Annotated in this window: 15 protein-coding genes; 5 read left to right on the top strand and 10 right to left on the bottom strand. The window is 62.9% G+C overall.

Annotated features, from left to right (window positions below; all coding sequences use genetic code 11):
• Positions 1-72 precede the first annotated feature (72 nt).
• From RHIZ70P_RS13140 to RHIZ70P_RS13130, 3 genes are read right to left on the bottom strand one after another with little or no spacing between them, the layout of a single operon-like run.
• The gene (locus RHIZ70P_RS13140) at positions 73-1,302 is read right to left on the bottom strand and encodes an MFS transporter (RefSeq protein ID WP_115670754.1); all 1,230 of its coding nucleotides are present in this window, start codon (positions 1,300-1,302) and stop codon (positions 73-75) included.
• A gap of 16 nt (positions 1,303-1,318) precedes the next feature.
• Positions 1,319-1,798, bottom strand: coding sequence for a transcription antitermination factor NusB (gene nusB / locus RHIZ70P_RS13135; RefSeq protein WP_115670753.1), 480 nt, complete (start codon positions 1,796-1,798; stop codon positions 1,319-1,321).
• Positions 1,799-1,804: 6 nt separating this feature from the next.
• The gene (locus RHIZ70P_RS13130) at positions 1,805-2,263 is read right to left on the bottom strand and encodes a 6,7-dimethyl-8-ribityllumazine synthase (protein ID WP_115670752.1); all 459 of its coding nucleotides are present in this window, start codon (positions 2,261-2,263) and stop codon (positions 1,805-1,807) included.
• Here RHIZ70P_RS13130 and RHIZ70P_RS13125 point away from each other — a divergent pair.
• Positions 2,262-2,594 (top strand): hypothetical protein, encoded by a 333-nt coding sequence (locus RHIZ70P_RS13125; RefSeq protein WP_115670751.1) that lies wholly within the window; start codon positions 2,262-2,264, stop codon positions 2,592-2,594. The genes RHIZ70P_RS13130 and RHIZ70P_RS13125 overlap by 2 nt on opposite strands.
• An 8-nt stretch (positions 2,595-2,602) precedes the next feature.
• The gene (locus RHIZ70P_RS13120) at positions 2,603-3,508 is read left to right on the top strand and encodes a hypothetical protein (RefSeq protein WP_115670750.1); all 906 of its coding nucleotides are present in this window, start codon (positions 2,603-2,605) and stop codon (positions 3,506-3,508) included.
• Between the two features lie 82 nt (positions 3,509-3,590).
• Here the strand turns inward: RHIZ70P_RS13120 and ribD are convergent, their stop codons facing one another.
• From ribD to RHIZ70P_RS13090, 6 genes are all read right to left on the bottom strand, one after another.
• Entirely contained in the window at positions 3,591-4,709 is a 1,119-nt protein-coding gene (gene ribD, locus RHIZ70P_RS13115) for a bifunctional diaminohydroxyphosphoribosylaminopyrimidine deaminase/5-amino-6-(5-phosphoribosylamino)uracil reductase RibD (protein ID WP_115670749.1), read from the bottom strand.
• Between the two features lie 3 nt (positions 4,710-4,712).
• Positions 4,713-5,189 carry a transcriptional regulator NrdR gene (gene nrdR / locus RHIZ70P_RS13110; protein ID WP_115670748.1) on the bottom strand — a complete coding sequence of 159 codons (477 nt, stop codon included), beginning with the start codon at positions 5,187-5,189 and terminating at the stop codon, positions 4,713-4,715.
• A gap of 9 nt (positions 5,190-5,198) precedes the next feature.
• Positions 5,199-6,488: a serine hydroxymethyltransferase gene (gene glyA / locus RHIZ70P_RS13105; protein WP_115670747.1), complete on the bottom strand. Its 1,290-nt coding sequence runs from the start codon at positions 6,486-6,488 to the stop codon at positions 5,199-5,201.
• A gap of 236 nt (positions 6,489-6,724) precedes the next feature.
• The gene (locus tag RHIZ70P_RS13100; RefSeq protein ID WP_115670746.1) at positions 6,725-8,053 is read right to left on the bottom strand and encodes a L,D-transpeptidase family protein; all 1,329 of its coding nucleotides are present in this window, start codon (positions 8,051-8,053) and stop codon (positions 6,725-6,727) included.
• 382 nt (positions 8,054-8,435) lie between these two features.
• The gene (ldtR, locus tag RHIZ70P_RS13095; protein WP_115670745.1) at positions 8,436-8,945 is read right to left on the bottom strand and encodes a transcriptional regulator LdtR; all 510 of its coding nucleotides are present in this window, start codon (positions 8,943-8,945) and stop codon (positions 8,436-8,438) included.
• Positions 8,946-9,074: 129 nt separating this feature from the next.
• Positions 9,075-9,512: a DUF6163 family protein gene (locus tag RHIZ70P_RS13090; protein ID WP_115670744.1), complete on the bottom strand. Its 438-nt coding sequence runs from the start codon at positions 9,510-9,512 to the stop codon at positions 9,075-9,077.
• A gap of 132 nt (positions 9,513-9,644) precedes the next feature.
• Here RHIZ70P_RS13090 and hemB point away from each other — a divergent pair, with 132 nt between their 5' ends.
• From hemB to RHIZ70P_RS13075, 3 genes are all read left to right on the top strand, one after another.
• A complete protein-coding gene (gene hemB, locus RHIZ70P_RS13085) occupies positions 9,645-10,661 on the top strand; it encodes a porphobilinogen synthase (protein WP_115670743.1) in 1,017 nt (338 codons plus the stop codon).
• Positions 10,662-10,736: 75 nt separating this feature from the next.
• Positions 10,737-11,195, top strand: a complete 459-nt coding sequence (locus tag RHIZ70P_RS13080; RefSeq protein WP_115670742.1) for an RDD family protein — start codon at positions 10,737-10,739, stop codon at positions 11,193-11,195.
• Positions 11,196-11,339: 144 nt separating this feature from the next.
• A complete protein-coding gene (locus RHIZ70P_RS13075; protein ID WP_115670873.1) occupies positions 11,340-12,125 on the top strand; it encodes an arginyltransferase in 786 nt (261 codons plus the stop codon).
• A gap of 44 nt (positions 12,126-12,169) precedes the next feature.
• Here RHIZ70P_RS13075 and RHIZ70P_RS13070 read toward each other — a convergent pair whose 3' ends face one another.
• The gene (locus tag RHIZ70P_RS13070; protein WP_115670741.1) at positions 12,170-13,270 is read right to left on the bottom strand and encodes an Acg family FMN-binding oxidoreductase; all 1,101 of its coding nucleotides are present in this window, start codon (positions 13,268-13,270) and stop codon (positions 12,170-12,172) included.
• Positions 13,271-13,282: the final 12 nt, after the last annotated feature.

Below are 13,282 nucleotides of genomic sequence, written 5' to 3'. Positions count from 1 at the left end.
TCCGGACTTGGCGCGAGATTGCGTTGCGGATTCCCTAACGTCAAGCCCCGGTGGCGTCGCGGGGACGAGGGATCAGGCTTGGTCCTTGCGGGCAGCGGCGCGCATCTGCAGAACGACCAGGATCAGGCAGACGATGGTCACGGGCCAGATGACGAGGTTCATGAAGGACCAGCCGAAGGCGGAGAAGATCTTGCCCGAGGAGAAGGAGGAAAGCGCCACGGTGCCGAACAGCACGATGTCGTGGAAGCCCTGCACCTTGTCGGCCTCGTGCGGCCGATAGCTGGAGGCGACGATCGCGGTCGCGCCGATGAAGCCGAAGTTCCAGCCGATGCCAAGCAGGACGAGCGCCAGCCAGAAGTTCCACAATTCGACGCCCATATGGGCAATGACGGCGCAGCTCATGAGGATGAGAAGACCAACAGCGACGACCTTTTCCGTGCCGAAGCGCGAGATCAGCATGCCGGTGAAGAAGCTCGGCGCGAACATGGCGATGACGTGCCACTGGATGCCGAGGGTGGCAAGATCGGACGAGAAGCCGCAACCGACAACCATGGCAAGCGGCGCGCCGGTCATCATGAAGGTCATCAGGGCGTAAGAACTGATGCCGCAGATCATGCCCGTGGCGAAACGCTGGGTCATGACGATTTCCCGCAGCGGACGCGCAGGCTCACCATCGGTCCCCGTCTTCGACGAAGTATCCGGCAGCTTGAGGAAGAACAGCACGCCGATGGCGAGCAGCATCAGCGGCACGAGACCCATGAAGGCGCCGGCGAACGTCACCGGCTCCATCCAGTCCTTCAGCCAGATCGCCAGCTGCGGGCCGACGATGGCTGATACGATGCCGCCAGCGAGAATCCAGGAAATCGCCTTGCCCTTGTAGAAGCTGGGCGAGGCATCGGCCGCGGCGAAGCGGATCTTCTGGGTGAAGCCGCCGGACAGGCCGATCAGCAGGAGGCCGAAGGCAAAGAGCCAGAATTCGGATCGGAAAAGCGCAAGCGCGGCAACCACGCCGCCGATCGCGCCCATCAGAGCGCCGACCATGAAGCTCTCGCGCCGACCAAGAAAGCGGGAGGCGGCAGCAACGACGATGGCGCCGAGCGCCACGCCGACGTTGAAACCGGTCAGAGGCGCCGTCGCCAGAGACTTGTCGGCGCCGAGCAACTGGAAGCCGGCCAGACCGCCGACCGAAAAACTCAAGGGGGCCGCGGATCCGAGAATGGCCTGGGCAACCGTGAGGAGGGACACATTGCGCTTGGCCGTGCGCAGTTGATCGTCCAACCCTTGAGCCTCGTGAGCGGACATGACGTGTTTCCCGGATTTACTTCTTGGTGATGCCGCGGACCTGCTTGGCGATCCGATCGAGCACGGCGTTGACGAGCTTCGGCTCCTCGTCCTCGAAGAAGGCGCGGGCGATCTCGACATATTCGGTGACGATCACCGGGACGGGCACGTCCTTGCGTTCGAGCAGCTCGAAGGTGCCGGCACGCAGGATGGCGCGAACGGTGCTGTCGATGCGCGACAGTGCCCAGTCGTCCTGCAAGGCCTTAGCGATCATCGGATCGATAGCCTTCTGATCGCGCACCACGCCGGCGACGATCGAACGGAACCATGAGGCATCCGCCTTGAGATAGGTATCGCCGTCGACTTCCTGTCCCAGGCGGTGGGTCTCGTATTCGCTGACCACTTCCAGCACGCCGGTTCCGCCGATATCCATCTGATACAGCGCCTGCACGGCTGCAAGGCGGGCTGCGCCACGCTGGTTGGCGGTCTTCACCGGCTGTTTGTCTTCCGTCGACATATTCGTTCAGTTACCCAGTTTCTTCTTCAGCGCGATCATCGACAGCGCCGCGCGGGCGGCAAACCCGCCCTTGTCCTTGTCCGTCCGGCGCGCACGCGCCCAGGCCTGTTCTTCATTCTCGACCGTCAGGATGCCATTGCCGATGGCCAGCGATTCGGACACGGCCAGATCCATCAATGCCCGCGAGGATTCGTTCGAGACGATCTCGAAGTGATAGGTCTCGCCGCGAATGACCATGCCGAGCGCGACGAAACCGTCATAGGCGACCCCCTCTTCATCGGCAGCGTCGAGCGCCATCGAGATCGCCGGCGGGATTTCCAGGGCGCCCGGGACGGTGACGATATCATAGGTCGCGCCCGCTTCGTCGAGTGCCGCCTTGGCGCCATCCAACAAGGCATCCGCCATGTCGTCGTAGAAGCGCGCTTCAACGATCAGGAGATGCGGTGCAGATTTCTTTTTGGACATGACCTGGACCCCGGTTTTTGAGGAGAAGTCCGCGCAATGTCGGACAGACGGCGGTCAAACCACGGCACACGGGGCTTGGCAAGTGTTTTTCCGCTCGGTCGGCACCAGCGCCGTTCGATCCGTCGAAATCGGCGAGGCGGCGCCGGGCGTGAAAGGAACAAAAATGGCGATGCGGTGTTCTAGCGATGACCACCGCGTGATCTCGCGGTCGGGAAACAACATCAAGATCGGCACGTCCGACAGGAGGTATATCATGGGTCGCGGTATTCTGCTTTGGTTTCTTGGGGTTCCGATCCCGCTCATCATTCTGATCATGCTGTTCTGGCGCTAGGAGGCAGCATGTCAATTCCCGTCAGCCCGTCTCCCACCCTGATGCCGATCGAATCTTCGGCGTCAGCCGTGTCGCTTAAGTCGATCATCGCCGGTGCGCTTGCCGCTTCCGCCATCACTCTCATTCTTACGCTCATCGGCTCCGGACTCGGCCTGACCATGGTGTCGCCCTGGGCGGGAGAGAGCGTATCTCTCGAAGCGATCGGCTGGACGACTGCCGTCTGGCTGGTTCTGGTCCAGTGGCTTTCGGCTGCCTTCGGCGGTTATATGACCGGTCGGCTGCGCACAAAATGGGTCGGCGTCCATACGGATGAGGTTTTCTTCCGCGATACCGCCCATGGCTTCCTGGCCTGGGCTCTTTCGACCCTGCTGGTGGCCGGTCTTCTCGGTTCTGTAATCAGTTCCGCGGCTGGAACCGTCGCGGGCGCGACGGCAACGGCGGCAGGTGCCGCCGGCACAGCGGGTATCGCCGCTGCCGCGAACGCCTCGGATGAAGGTTCGGGCTTCTCCGTCGACTATTTCGCGGACGCGATCCTGCGCCCGGCAAATCCAGCCACGCCGCCTGCCGTCCAGAGCGACGAGCGCGTGACGGCGGAAGTCTCCCGCATCCTGATCAACGGCACCGTACGTGGCGAAATGCCGGCCGATGATCGTGCCTATCTGGACCGTGTCGTCGCTTCTCGCGCCGGACTTTCGGAAGCCGATGCCAAGGCCCGCGTCGATCAGACGCTCGCCAATATCGAGGCAGCGAAGACGGAAGCCCAGGAAGCAGCCGATGCAGCCAAGCAGGCGGCGACCGCCATTGCGCTTGCCGGGGCGGTCTCGCTGATGATCGGCGCCTTCATCGCTTCGGTGGCGGCAGCGCTGGGCGGACGCCAGCGCGACGAAGAAGAAGACCTCGTCGCCGTCATCTGATTGCACCCGCAGGAAAGAACTTCGAAGCCCGGTCGCTTTTGCGGCCGGGCTCTTTCGTTGGGAGCGTTACGTTGTGAAGCCGTCAGGCTCGCTCGAAAACGTCCAGACGATCCGGCCCAAAGCGGCTCGAGAGCAACAGACGAAACCGCGCCGGCACCGTCTGCGGCGTCAGCGGCGAAGCGATGCCATCGGCTCCCACCGTGGTCGCGCCCTGATATAGCTGGATCTCGTCGACCAGATCGGCGGCGAGGAAATCCTTGGCGACGCGCGCACCGCCCTCGACCAGAAGGGAGGAAATTCCGCGGCTGGCGAGGGCGAACAGCAAGTCATCGACCGAGGATGCGCCGACAATCTCCACGCCGCAGGCCTCGAGCGCGGCTCGCCGCGCCGCCAGAGCGTCGGTCGCCCGTCCGCTTCTTTCACCGTCAAAACCGTCGCCACTCACAGCGCCGCAGATGACAATCAGCGGAACCGTTCGCGCCGTCCGCACGAGCTTGGAATCGAGCGGCAGGACGAGATCGCGATCGAGCACGATGCGGACCGGTGAGCGGTCCTCGAGCCCTTCCAGTCGAACCGTCAACTCGGGATCATCGGCCAGAGCCGTACCGATGCCGACAAGGATCGCATCGGTCCTCGCCCGCAGAAGCTGGACCTGGTGACGGGCCATCGGACCGGTGATCGCGACCTGCCCGTCGCCCTTCCGGCCGATCATCCCATCCGTCGAAACGGCAAGTTTTAGAATCACATGCGGCCGGCCCTTCGTCTGACGGGTGAGGTAGCCCGCAAGCGCCCTTCTGGCCTCGGCCTCCAGAACGCCGCTCGATACCGTGATCCCGCCATCCTGCAAGATCCGCAGACCCCGGCCCGATACGCGCGGATCGGGATCGGTGACGGCCACGACGACACGGGCAATGCCGGCCTGCACCAGCGCATTGGCGCAGGGCGGGGTCTTGCCGTGATGGGAACAGGGTTCGAGGGTCACATAGGCCGTCGCCCCCCTCGCCTTCTCGCCGGCATCCGCCAGCGCCTCGGTTTCGGCATGTGGCCGGCCACCCTTGGCGGTGACGCCCCGGCCGACGATTTCTCCGTCCTTGACGATCAGGCAACCGACAGAAGGATTGGTCGAGGTTTGGCCGAGATGGCGCAAGGAGAGCTCGATCGCTTCTGCCATGAAGCGTGCATCATCCGCCGCTCCGGACATGGATCACTCCGCGCCGCTGTCGCGCGAGATCTTGGCGTTGATCTCGGCGATGACGTTCTCGAAGTCCTCGGCGTGGGAGAAGTCGCGATAGACCGAGGCGTAGCGGACGAAGCCGACATCGTCGAGGCTCTTCAAGGCTTCCAGCACCTGCAGGCCGATTTCCTCCGAGGAGATTTCCGTCTCGCCCGAGCTTTCCAGACGGCGGACGATACCGGAGACGGCGCGTTCGATGCGCTCATTGTCGACAGGACGCTTCCTGAGCGCGATCTGGAAGGAGCGCACCAGCTTGTTGCGGTCGAACAGGACCTTGCGGCCCGTCTTCTTGACCACCATCAGCTCGCGCAGCTGGACCCGTTCAAACGTCGTGAAGCGGCCGCCGCAGTCGGGACAGATCCGCCGCCGGCGGATGGAGGTGTTATCCTCCGCCGGACGGGAATCCTTGACCTGGGTATCTTCCGAACCGCAGAACGGGCAGCGCATGCGCTTTCCTTACATGTAAGGGTACATAGGGAAGCGGCCGGTGAGGGCTACGACCTTTTCGCGCACCGATGCTTCGACGGCAGCATTGCCCTCGTCGGAATTGGCAACCTTGAGGCCGTCGAGGACCTCGACGATCAGATTGCCGATCTCGCGGAACTCGGCTTCCTTGAAGCCGCGGGTCGTGCCGGCCGGCGTGCCGAGACGGACGCCGGAGGTGACGAAGGGCTTTTCCGGATCGAACGGGATGCCGTTCTTGTTGCAGGTGACGTAGGCGCGGCCAAGCGCTGCCTCGGCGCGCTTGCCGGTGGCGTTCTTCTTGCGCAGGTCGACCAGCATCAGGTGGTTGTCGGTGCCGCCCGACACGATGTCGAGACCGCCGGCGACCAGCGTTTCGGACAGTGCCTTGGCGTTCTTGACGATCTGGGCGGCGTAGTCCTGGAATTCCGGCTGCAACGCTTCGCCGAAGGCCACGGCCTTGGCGGCGATGACATGCATCAGCGGGCCGCCCTGGAGGCCGGGGAAGACGGCCGAGTTGAACTTCTTCGCCAGATCCTCGTCATTGGTGAGGATCATGCCGCCGCGGGGGCCGCGCAGCGACTTGTGGGTCGTGGTGGTGGCAACGTGGCAATGCGGGAACGGCGACGGGTGCTGGTTGCCCGCGACGAGGCCGGCAATATGGGCCATGTCGACCATGAGCCAGGCTCCGACTTCATCGGCGATCTCGCGGAAACGCTTCCAGTCCCAGATGCGGGAATAGGCGGTGCCGCCGGCGATGATGAGCTTCGGCTTGTGCTTGCGGGCAGATTCGGCGACCGCGTCCATGTCGAGCAGGTTGTCGCCTTCGCGCACACCGTAGGACACGACGTTGAACCACTTGCCGGACATGTTGACCGGCGAGCCATGGGTCAGATGGCCCCCGGAATTGAGGTCGAGACCCATGAAGGTGTCACCCGGCTGCAGCAGCGCCAGGAAGACGGCCTGGTTCATCTGCGAACCGGAATTGGGCTGCACGTTGGCGAAGTTGACGCCGAACAGCTTCTTGGCGCGCTCGATCGCCAGTTCCTCGGCGATATCGACGAACTGGCAGCCGCCGTAATAGCGCTTGCCCGGATAGCCTTCCGCATACTTGTTCGTCATGATCGACCCCTGCGCCTCGAGTACGGCGCGGGACACGATGTTTTCCGAGGCGATCAGCTCGATCTCGTGGCGTTGGCGACCCAGTTCCTTCTCGATCGCGCCGAAGATCTCGGGATCGGTGTCGGCAAGCGTACGGGAAAAGAAAGCATCGGTGTTCGACATGACTGCGGGCTCCTGACGGTTGATGCCAAGGGGTCTTAGCGCTCCGTCTCGGCAAGGGCAATACGGGACGCGACATTTGCGCATCAAACAGCGCTGCGGCACGGTTCGCCCCTCTCGGACCGGCCGCGAGAGGCCGGCGCCGCGCCCCTGAAGACATAACAAAAGCGATGGCCCGCAGGGACCGCCGCCTTCTTCTTCATTGAGCTGCAACCTGACCGGCAGGCCGCTGGCCGCAATTATTGCGGCAAGATGTCGTCTTCGACCGAGCCGGCCGAGGTTTCCACGCCGATGTTGGCCTGAAGAGCAAGCTGCGCATTGCCGTCGATGGCATAGATGTCGTCGCGGAACTGCACGATATTGTCCTTGGACGACCAGGCACTGATGTAAACCCAGTGCACGCCGACTTCGTCTGTCAGCGCGATCGGCGTATTGACGCGCGTCGCGATCACGCGCTCGATCTCCTGGCGGCTCCAGCCGGGTGTGTTCTTCAGCAGCCAGACCACGAGGTCGCGGACGTTCTGAACGCGCACGCAGCCCGAGGACTCGAAGCGCATGAGCTTGTTGAACAGGCCCTGCTGCGGCGTGTCGTGCATGTAGACAGCATGGGCGTTGTGGAAGTTCAACTTGGTCGACGACATGGCGTTGATCTTGCCTGGGTCCTGACGGAACATCAGATCCGGCGCCTTTTCCGCATTCCAGTCGATGGTTTCCGGCGCGACCTCATTGCCGTTTCCGTCGATCAGACGGATGGCGTTGCGTGAAAGATAGGTTGGATCCTTGCGCATCAGCGGCATGATGTCCTTCTGGACGATCGAGCGCGGCGCGGTCCAGTAGGGGTTCAGGATGACTTCGTGGATCTTCGAATCGAGCGTCGGCGATGGGCGGGTGATCGAGCCGACGATGGCCGTATTGCGCAGGGCCACCCGGTCGTCCTCGACAGCCTCGACATAGGCCGCCGGGATGTTGACGACAACATAGCGACGCTCCAGCTGCTTGTTCATGATTTCCTGAAGGCGTTGCTGGTTGACGTTGAGCTGCATCAACCGGGTATCGGCCGGAACATTGAGCGCCTTCAGCGTGAACTCACCGAGCACGCCGTCCTGCGGAAGCCCGTGACGGGCCTGGAAACGCTTTACGGCGCCGTCGACGTAGGAATCGAACGAATTGGACATGCCCGCCGAGCGCGGCAGGTCGCCGGATATCATCAGGCGCTGGCGCAACTGCTGCACCGAGGGATCGACCGCGCCGATCTTCAGCTTGACAGACGGATTGACCTGCGGCCAGCCGCCGTTCGCCACGATTGTCTGATACTCGGTGATCGCCTGCTGCATGTAGATGAAATTATTGGCGCTCAGCATCGGTGTGTTGGAGGTGACCGCAGCGGTGGTGCGCGATGCCTTGGCATCGAACTGATCGTCCCAGTTGCCGCGCCGCGGCGCCGTGATCAGTTCATCAATGGCCGTCTGGGCAGCTGCCTGGCCGGCAATGGCGGCGGCACCGGCTGCTGCGGCGCCGGTGAGCAGTGCACGACGCGACAGGGCTACGATTCCAGACTTTTTCGACATTTTTCCTACCATTTCCAAATTGAGCGATCCGCACCATCCCTAACGGCGGCATGGTTAACAAATGGACGACGAACGTCCGTCACCGTCACAAACAGCGACTTTCAGCCACGTCGGATTGCAGCTTTTGCATGCAAGGCCGGTCCCATATCAATATGGCCAATTCGTGGCTCGGCAAACCGGCCAAGTTTCACGAACACGTCATCGCCACGGCTTTCGACGAGGCTTTCCGCTATCGGTGCGGCAAGGCTCGGGCGCGATCCTGCGCCCTTCGGACTTGGCGGGAAACGCGAGCAGGCGCCATGGCGGGCATTGCTGCCGCCTGGCGCCGTCTCGTGCTGCCGCATGACTGGAGGAAATACAGCAGATAATGGTCTCTTGTGGATTAGAGACGGTACATGATGCTGTCGTTCCAGAAACGGTCGAGCCGCTGCAGAAGCTTGTTCATCTGGGTGAACTCGTCGGAACCGATGCCGCCGACCTTCTGGATCGAGCCGATGTGGCGCTCGTAGAGCTTGGCGACCGTCTCGGCCACTTCCTGGCCGCTCTCGGTCAGGCTGATGCGGACCGAGCGGCGGTCGATGCGCGAACGCTGGTGGTTGATGAAGCCGAGGTCTACGAGCTTCTTGACGTTGTAGGAGACGTTCGAGCCGAGATAGTAGCCGCGCGAGCGCAGTTCACCGGCGGTCAGTTCGGAATTGCCGATATTGAAGAGCAGGAGGGCCTGGACGGCGTTGACGTCGTTGCGACCCTGGCGTTCGAACTCGTCCTTGATGACGTCGAGAAGACGGCGGTGGAGACGTTCAACGAGATGCAGGGATTCGAGATAGAGATTCCGGATCGCGTCTTCCTGGGGATCGAGCGTTGCCGGCTGCGGCTTCATCTTGGTGTTCATGTCGGTCTGCCTCACTGTTTGGGTGGCGGCTGTTGTTTTCTCCCGCCTTAGTGAGGACCATATCCAATGCGCATAAAATTCTATTTAAAACGCAGGCTTAACAGAGGCTTACCGAATGGCCTCGTGGCATCAGGGTAAATCAACCCTTATCTCCTCGCCCTTGTGGCGCATTTCGAGCCAGAGCGCGAGGCGGAACACCAGATAGACGGTGGCGACAAGCATGTGCATGGTGATCGCCAGCCGGTTGTAGCCGAATATGTCGGACCACAGCCAGTACATCAGGACCTGCGCGCCCGCGCCGAGCGCCCAGATCACCGGCCCCCAGGACACCGCCATCCACAGCCCGAGCGCTGCCACCGGGAAGATCACCGCCAGGCTGCTGCCCGCGACCTTCCAGGGCAGGTCGAGCAAGTCGAAACGCGCCCGGCCGCCGAGCGAATAGCCGACCAGCATGGCCCAGTATTGCAGGGCGAACCAGAGGCAGGCGACCGCGACCATGCGCAGGAACACCACAAACAGAACTTCCGTCAGGCTGCGCTTGGGTGCGTTGTGAGAATCAGGTTCCATGGCGCGAGGATATGCCGAAGGCACCGGTCGCCGCCAGCCGTAGCCGCGACCAAGCGTCGTCTTCCGTTTTGGCAATCCCTGCCGTAAGTGCTATCCACGCGCTAATCACGAGACAAGGACAAGGACTTCGCCATGCAGGACAAGACACTTCTGGTCGACGACATCACGGGTCACCGCCGGATGCGCCGCAACCGCAAGGCCGATTGGACCCGCCGTCTCGTTCAGGAAAACCGTCTGACCGTCGATGACCTGATCTGGCCGATCTTCATCATCCCCGGAGAAGGTATCATCGAGCCGATCGCCGCCATGCCGGGCGTCAACCGCATGACGATCGACAAGGCCGTCGAAGCGGCAAAGGAAGCGGCAGACCTCGGAATCCCTGCGCTTGCCACCTTTCCCAATGTCGAGATGGACCTGCGGGACGAGACCGGCTCGCAGATCCTCGAAGCGAACAACCTGATCAACCGCGCGACCGCCGCGATCAAGAAGGCCGTGCCGAATATCGGCGTCATCACCGACGTGGCGCTCGACCCGTTCACCAGCCACGGCCATGACGGCATCCTGCGCGGCAACGAGATCGTCAACGACGAGACCGTCGAACAGATCGTCCGCGCCGCAGTGCTGCAAGCCGATGCCGGTTCCGACATCATCGCCCCGTCCGACATGATGGACGGCCGCATCGGCGCAATCCGCCGCGGGCTGGACGCCGCCGGCCACCAGTCGGTCGGCATCATGTCCTACGCCACCAAATTCGCCTCCTGCTATTACGGCCCCTATCGCGAGGCGATCTCGACCGGCGGACTGCTGAAGGGTGACAAGAAGAGCTACTATATCGACCCTGCCAACGGCACGGAGGCACTGCGCGACGCGGCACTCGATGTCGAGGAAGGCGCCGACATGCTGATGGTCAAGCCCGGCCTGCCCTATCTCGACATCTGTTGGCGGATGAAGGAAGCCTTTGGCCTGCCGGTCTTTGCCTATCAGGTGTCGGGCGAATATGCGCAGATCAAGGCGGCTGAGGCCAATGGCTGGATCGATGGCGAACGCGCCATGCTCGAGACCCTGCTGTGCTTCAAGCGCGCCGGCTGCGATGGAATCCTGACCTATTTCGCCGTCGACGTGGCGAAATATCTGGCTGCCAAGGGCTGAGGATCGCGCTTGTCGGATTGTATTTCCTCGTCTTCTCCCCATATCCATAGCTCGAAACACCAGCGGGAGCCGACGATGACCCTCGATCCGAATCCGATCTATGCTGCACCCGACGACTGGCGCGCCTATAGCGGCGTGCTGTCGCGCCGCGTCTTCGCCTTCCTCATCGACTACCTGATCGTCGCCGCGCTGTGGATTCCAGCCGCGGTTCTCGTCTTCTTCGTCGGCGTGCTCACGCTCGGCCTCGGTTTCCTGCTCTACCCGATCCTGTTCTTCATCGTCGCGGGCCTTTATTTCGGCATGTCGCTTTCCGGCCCGTCTCAGGCGACGCCCGGCATGAAGGCCATGGGTATTGCCATGGTGCGGCTCGACGGCCGACGGATCGACTTCGTCCTGGCGATCGCCCACCTGGCGCTGTTCTGGATCCTCAATTCGGTCCTGACGCCGCTGATCCTGCTCGCCGGCCTGTTCACCGAGCGGTCGCGCCTCGTGCACGATCTGCTGCTCGGGACTGCCACCATGCGGACAGCCTGATCGACTGCCGGCCGTCCTAATCGCAATTGGGTGGCCGGCCGCCGGTGCCCGCCGGCGTCATGTTTCGTGACAGACAGTTGACGTTTTCCAATCTTGCGCCATGCTGATATATATTCGATGGCGAAGGCTTCCGACCGGCGGACGATGAACACACAGGCTTCCCCTTCCCCGCAATTCTACCTCACGGCGCCGGCGCCGTGTCCTTACCTGCCGGGCGAGATGGAGCGGAAGGTCTTCACCCATCTGGTCGGGCCGCGCGCCACGGAGATGAACGACCTGCTGACGCAGGGAGGATTCCGCCGCTCGCAAAACATCGCCTACCGCCCCGCCTGCGAGGGCTGTCGCGCCTGCGTCTCGGTCCGCGTCCTTGTCGACGAGTTCGAACTGACCCGGTCCCTCCGTCGCGTTCAGTCGGAGAATCGCGACATCGTCTCGACGGTCTTTCCCGCCCAGCCCTCGACCGAGCAATTCTCGCTGTTCCGCACCTACCTCGATCATCGCCATCAACAAGGCGGCATGTCGGACATGTCCGCGCTCGACTATGCCATCATGGTCGAGGACACCCATGTCCAGACGCGGCTGATCGAATACAGGCTTCGCAGCCCCGGCGACGGCCTCAACCTGCAGCCGAAGGGTGAACTGGTTGCCGTGGCGCTGTCCGACCTGATGAGCGACGGCCTGTCCATGGTCTACTCCTTCTTCAATCCGGCCATGGTCAAGCGCTCGCTCGGCACGATGATGGTGCTCGACCACGTCAAGCGCGCCAAGGCGCTCGGCCTGCCTCATGTCTATCTCGGCTACTGGGTCAAGGGCTCGCACAAGATGGATTACAAGACGCGCTTCCAGCCGCAGGAGCATTTGACCAATCAGGGATGGGAAAGATACCAGCCGAACGATGGCGATGACGATGGCGGTGCCGACCAGGAATGAGGCGATGAGGGCATGACCCGCGCCGGCGGAATTACGTCCCTACGTCACACAACGAGTACCGCGTCCACCGGTCGGCGCGGAGAATAGTGCATTTCCGGCGCATGGCCGAAGCGCAGGACGATATCCGTCCTTCGCGATCCAAGACCCGCCAATGCGGCCATTTCATTGCGCAGTTTAGGCACTTCGACAGGCTGGTTGACGAAGGCGGTCTTCACGCCCAGCGCGGTGGCAGTCAGGCAGAACCGCTGGCACGCACGCCCGACGGCGATCCATCCGGCCGGCCCTTCGTCCCGCGCCGCGAACACGGCGACGCCGGCCGAGCTATCCATGTGACGCGCGTATTTGTCGGCTTCGCTTTTCGGCTTGAACGCCAGATCGAAGGCGATCGGCCCCAACCATTCGGGCAAGGGCGGGTTGCCGCTGCCCGGTGCATAGAGCCCGTCCCCTCGCTCCATCGCCGCCGATGGACTGAAGCGCAGCCAGTCCTTCAACTCGCGCATGAAGGCAGGATCGGCCATCTGAACGTCATTGCCGGCAATGACGAGGTCGCGCACCCGATCGATGCTCAACCGCTCAGTCAGGAGAACGATGTCGACGCCCTCGACCGTCGCGCTGTCTGACAGCCGCTGGAGATGATCGAAGCTCACGGGAGTTCCGTCATAGAGACTACGGGTCGACTGGCGCACGGGAATGGCGCCGAAAAGCTCCATGGTTGCCGGATCGGCCGTGCCCGGTTGCGGCGAGAAGGTCAAGGTCGCGCCGCCCTCCCCCTCGATCACCAACTCGCCGGATCGCCCCGTCGCTCTTGCGGCGATCTCCAGGTTCTCTATCGCGCAGCCAAGGCTGACATAGAGGTGGTGATCGTCCGGATCGACCACCGGCGTGCGTCGGGAAAAGTCCGGCAGGACCGCAATGGCCTGTCCACTCTCGCGAAACAGCCAGGGCTGGGTATTGTGGCCGTTGGCGGCAAGGGTAGCGTAGCGGATCAGATCACGGGACGCCGCTTGCGGTTTGGGCGGTTCCCGCAATTGGGCGGCATAGGCGGTATAGTGGCTGCTCGCCAGCCTCATCGACAGGACCGCGCCCACCCCGCCGGCGGTCAGGATCGCCGCTCCACCTGTCAGTATCCCGCGCCGTGTCAGCATTGACCGTCTCCT

Source organism: Paenirhizobium selenitireducens ATCC BAA-1503, from assembly GCF_900492185.1.
GTDB lineage: Bacteria > Pseudomonadota > Alphaproteobacteria > Rhizobiales > Rhizobiaceae > Allorhizobium > Allorhizobium selenitireducens_A.
This window is presented reverse-complemented; position numbering and strand designations above follow the sequence as displayed.

What these genes read in the sequence shown, in the direction of transcription:
- RHIZ70P_RS13140 (WP_115670754.1), bottom strand. Translation starts at nt 1,302, where the DNA reads ATGTCCGCTCACGAGGCTCAAGGGTTGGACGATCAACTGCGCACGGCC.
- nusB (WP_115670753.1), bottom strand. Translation starts at nt 1,798, where the DNA reads ATGTCGACGGAAGACAAACAGCCGGTGAAGACCGCCAACCAGCGTGGC.
- RHIZ70P_RS13125 (WP_115670751.1), top strand. Translation starts at nt 2,262, where the DNA reads ATGACCTGGACCCCGGTTTTTGAGGAGAAGTCCGCGCAATGTCGGACA.
- RHIZ70P_RS13130 (WP_115670752.1), bottom strand. Translation starts at nt 2,263, where the DNA reads ATGTCCAAAAAGAAATCTGCACCGCATCTCCTGATCGTTGAAGCGCGC.
- RHIZ70P_RS13120 (WP_115670750.1), top strand. Translation starts at nt 2,603, where the DNA reads ATGTCAATTCCCGTCAGCCCGTCTCCCACCCTGATGCCGATCGAATCT.
- ribD (WP_115670749.1), bottom strand. Translation starts at nt 4,709, where the DNA reads ATGTCCGGAGCGGCGGATGATGCACGCTTCATGGCAGAAGCGATCGAG.
- nrdR (WP_115670748.1), bottom strand. Translation starts at nt 5,189, where the DNA reads ATGCGCTGCCCGTTCTGCGGTTCGGAAGATACCCAGGTCAAGGATTCC.
- glyA (WP_115670747.1), bottom strand. Translation starts at nt 6,488, where the DNA reads ATGTCGAACACCGATGCTTTCTTTTCCCGTACGCTTGCCGACACCGAT.
- RHIZ70P_RS13100 (WP_115670746.1), bottom strand. Translation starts at nt 8,053, where the DNA reads ATGTCGAAAAAGTCTGGAATCGTAGCCCTGTCGCGTCGTGCACTGCTC.
- ldtR (WP_115670745.1), bottom strand. Translation starts at nt 8,945, where the DNA reads ATGAACACCAAGATGAAGCCGCAGCCGGCAACGCTCGATCCCCAGGAA.
- RHIZ70P_RS13090 (WP_115670744.1), bottom strand. Translation starts at nt 9,512, where the DNA reads ATGGAACCTGATTCTCACAACGCACCCAAGCGCAGCCTGACGGAAGTT.
- hemB (WP_115670743.1), top strand. Translation starts at nt 9,645, where the DNA reads ATGCAGGACAAGACACTTCTGGTCGACGACATCACGGGTCACCGCCGG.
- RHIZ70P_RS13080 (WP_115670742.1), top strand. Translation starts at nt 10,737, where the DNA reads ATGACCCTCGATCCGAATCCGATCTATGCTGCACCCGACGACTGGCGC.
- RHIZ70P_RS13075 (WP_115670873.1), top strand. Translation starts at nt 11,340, where the DNA reads ATGAACACACAGGCTTCCCCTTCCCCGCAATTCTACCTCACGGCGCCG.
- RHIZ70P_RS13070 (WP_115670741.1), bottom strand. Translation starts at nt 13,270, where the DNA reads ATGCTGACACGGCGCGGGATACTGACAGGTGGAGCGGCGATCCTGACC.